General features: G+C 72.1%; 3 protein-coding genes. All 3 read left to right on the top strand.

Annotation, left to right across the window (positions count from 1 at the left end; translation table 11 throughout):
* Positions 1–67 precede the first annotated feature (67 nt).
* Entirely contained in the window at positions 68–928 is an 861-nt protein-coding gene (locus tag ACFXA3_RS38350) for an ATP-binding cassette domain-containing protein (protein ID WP_385195266.1), read from the top strand.
* A complete protein-coding gene (locus tag ACFXA3_RS38345; RefSeq protein WP_385195264.1) occupies positions 900–2,987 on the top strand; it encodes a YhgE/Pip family protein in 2,088 nt (695 codons plus the stop codon). The genes ACFXA3_RS38350 and ACFXA3_RS38345 overlap by 29 nt, the downstream gene beginning before the upstream one ends.
* A 29-nt stretch (positions 2,988–3,016) precedes the next feature.
* On the top strand, positions 3,017–3,711 hold a 695-nt coding region (locus ACFXA3_RS38340; RefSeq protein WP_385195261.1), incomplete at its 3' end, for a TetR/AcrR family transcriptional regulator.

Below are 3,711 nucleotides of genomic sequence, written 5' to 3'. Positions count from 1 at the left end.
CACCGGTGGGGCCCCGCAGGTGCTACTATTCGACCGGCCCGCACAGAACAAAAGAAGGGGGGACGGTGTGGACAGCCCGCACGGTGCGGCCGTCACAGCCGAGAACTTCGGACTCAAGGGCCCGCGCGGCTGGGTGTTCCGCGGGGTGGGCGTCGACGCGCGGCCCGGCTCGCTCATCGCGGTCGAAGGCCCCTCCGGCAGCGGCCGGACCTGCCTCCTCCTCGCCCTCACCGGCCGCATGAAGGCCACCGAGGGCCACGCCGAGATCGCCGGCCACCGGCTGCCCAAGCACATGGCCGCGGTCCGCAGGATCGCCGCCCTCGGCCCCGTCACCTCGGTCAACGAGCTCGACCAGTCCCTCACCGTCGCCGAGCAGCTGCGCGAGGGCGCCCTGCTCCAGCGCCGCTACGAGGGCCCCGTCCGCGCCCTGCTGCGGCCGCGTGCCGAGCGCCGCACCACCGCCGCCGCCCGGATCGAGGCCGCGCTGGCCTCCGCCGGGCTGGACCTCGCCACGCTGCCCAAGGGCCCGCGCACCTCCGTACGGGACCTGGAGCGCCTGGAAGCGGTCCGGCTGTCCGTGGCCATCGCCCTGCTGGGCTCGCCGCGGCTGCTGGCCCTCGACGACCTGGACCTCAAGCTCCCGGACGCCGAACGCGCCGAGGCCTGGACCATGCTCCGCTCGATCGCCGCCCGCGGGACCACCGTCCTCGCCGTGTGCAGCGACGCCCCGGACGACGCGACGGTCCTGCGCACCGGCCCCGCCGCGACCGAGGCCGCCGGGCGGCCCGCGGACACCACGGGCCCCGCCGCCGAAGAAGACGCCCAAGACACCCAAGACACCCAAGACGCCGAAGACGCCGAAGACGCCGAAGACACCGACGACACGAAGGGGGCGGACGATGCGCTCGCCGAAGCTCGCCGCGCTTGAGCTGAAGCGGTTCGGGCGGGGGAAGCTGCCCGTCGCCGCTCTCGTCGCGCTGCTCCTGCTGCCGCTGCTGTACGGCGCGCTGTACCTGTGCTCGTTCTGGGACCCGTACAAGAACCTCGACAAGGTGCCCGTCGCCCTCGTCAACGCGGACAAGGGCGCCACCGTCGACGGCAAGCGCCTGGACGCCGGCGCCGAGATCGCCAGGAAGCTCCACGACAGCAAGACCTTCGACTGGCGCGAGGTCAGCGCCGACGAGGCGGCCGAGGGGGTGGAGAAGGGCACGTACTACCTCTCCCTCACCATGCCCGCCGACTTCAGCACGAAGATCACCTCCAGTGCGGGTGCCGACCCCACCACCAGCGCCCTGCAGGTCCGTACGAACGACGCGAACAACTACATCGTCGGGTCGATCTCGCGCACCGTCTTCTCCGAGGTCCGCTCGGCGGCGTCCACCAACGCCTCCCGCGGCTTCCTCGACAAGATCTTCGTCTCCTTCTCCGACCTCCACGACAAGACGGCCCAGGCGGCCGACGGAGCCGACCAGCTCAAGGACGGGGCCGGCAAGGCCCAGCAGGGGGCCAAGGAGATCGCCGACGGCCTCGACACGGTCGAGGAGAAGAACGGGGAGATCACCGGCGGGCTGAAGAAGCTCGACGCGGCCGCGGACAAGCTGGAGAGCGGTACGAAGGACATCGCCGCCGGCACCCAGCAGGTCGCGGACAAGATCAACGGCACCGCCTCCCAGGTCCGCCCCTACCTGGACAACCCCAAGCAGCTCGCCGACACCGCGCTGCTCGTCGCGGACACCGCCCGGGTCGTCAACAACCACCTCGAGACCTTCAGCAAGAAGGCTCCCGCCGCGGCCAAGGTCAGCAAGCAGGCCGCCGCCCTGGCCGCCGACACGTACACCCGCACCTGCACGGGCGCCGCGGCCAAGCCCCTGCCGGTCACCTGCGCCGACATGAAGAAGCTGAAGGACGCCACCGCCGAGGCCGCCCAGCTCACCGGCGACGTCGACACCCTGGTCAAGGACTCGGGCGGCGACCTGGCCGACCTGCGCAAGCAGCTCACCGACCTGGAGAAGCAGGCCCGCAAGCTCGCCGCGGGCGCCCCGGCCCTCTCCGGCAAGCTGGACCAGGCCGTCGCCGACGCCAACGCCCTCAACGCCGGCGCCCACAAGGTCGCCACCGGCATGGGACAGCTCCACACCGGACTCGGCAAGGCCACCGACGGCTCCGAGGCCCTCGGCAACGGCGTCGGCAAGCTCGGCGACGGGGCCCACCGCCTCGACGGCGGCATGTACAAGCTCGTCGACGGCACCGGCGAGCTCGCCGGCGGCCTGCACGACGGCGTCGACAAGATCCCGGACTACGACCAGCAGCAGCGCGACGCCCGCACCCAGGTGATGGCCGACCCGGTCAAGCTCGCCAACCAGTCCCTGCACAAGGCGCCCAACTACGGCACCGGCTTCGCGCCGTACTTCATCCCGCTCTCCCTCTGGGTCGGCGCGATGGTCGCCTACATGCTCATCGCCCCGCTGAACCGGCGCGCCCTGGCCGCGGGCGCCTCGCCCTGGCGGATCGCGTTCGCCGGCTGGCTGCCCGTGGTGGGCATCGGCGTCCTCCAGGTGCTCGCGCTGATGTCCGTACTGCACTGGGGCCTCGGCCTGGAGATGGCGCGCCCCGCGCTGACCCTCGGCTTCCTCGCCCTGGCCACCGCCTGCTTCGCGGCGATGGTCCAGTGGCTCAACGCGAAGTTCGGGGCGGCCGGGCGGATCCTGGTCCTCGTGGTGCTGATGCTCCAGCTGACCTCGGCGGGCGGTACGTACCCCGTTCAGACCAGCCCCGCCTTCTTCAACTGGATCCACCCGTACCTGCCGATGACCCACATCGTCGACGGGCTGCGCCGCCTCATCTCCGGCGGCGACCTCACCCGGGTCTGGGTCGGCTGCGCGGTCCTGGTGGCCTTCACCGTCGGCTCCCTGGCCCTGACCGCGCTCGCCGCCCGCGGCAAGCAGGTGTGGACGATGGACCGGCTGCACCCGGAACTGAGCCTGTAGAGATCGGTTGACCTGTGAGAATCAGCGCCATGGACACCAGCAGCACCGGTACCGGCGGCAACCGCCGGCAGGCGACCCGCCAGAAGCTCTACGAGGCGGCCGTCACGCTCATCGCCGAGCAGGGCTTCTCCGCCACCACGGTCGACGAGATCGCCGAACGGGCGGGGGTGGCGAAGGGAACGGTCTACTACAACTTCGCCAGCAAGAACGAACTCTTCGAGGAACTGCTGCGGCACGGCGTCGGACTGCTGACGGCCTCGCTGCGCGAGGCGGCCGAGGAGACCGAGCGGCGGGGCGGCAGCCGGGTCGAGGCACTGGACGAGATGATCCGGGCCGGTCTCGTCTTCATCGACCGGTACCCGGCCTTCACCCAGCTGTACGTCGCCGAACTGTGGCGGACCAACCGGACCTGGCAGTCCACGCTGATGGTGGTCCGCCGGGAGGCGGTCGCCGTCGTCGAGACCGTGCTGCGCGAGGGCGTCGAGCGGGGGGAGCTCAGCGCGGAGATCGACGTGCAGCTGACGGCCGCCGCGATGGTGGGCATGGTGCTGGTGGCCGCGCTGGACTGGCAGTCGTTCCAGAGCGAGCGGTCGCTGGACGACGTGCACTCGGCGCTGTCGCTGCTGCTGCGGGGACGGGTCCGCGGGAACCGCTGGCGGCGAGCGCCCCCCGGGGGCGGGGCCCCCCCAACGCGGGGGCCGCGGGGCGCGGGTCGGCGGATCAC

The sequence above is a fragment of the Streptomyces sp. NPDC059456 genome, assembly GCF_042750055.1.
In the GTDB taxonomy this organism is placed as follows: Bacteria; Actinomycetota; Actinomycetes; order Streptomycetales; family Streptomycetaceae; genus Streptomyces.
The sequence above is the reverse complement of the archived record's forward strand: the minus strand, read 5'-3'. Positions and strand labels throughout refer to the sequence as shown.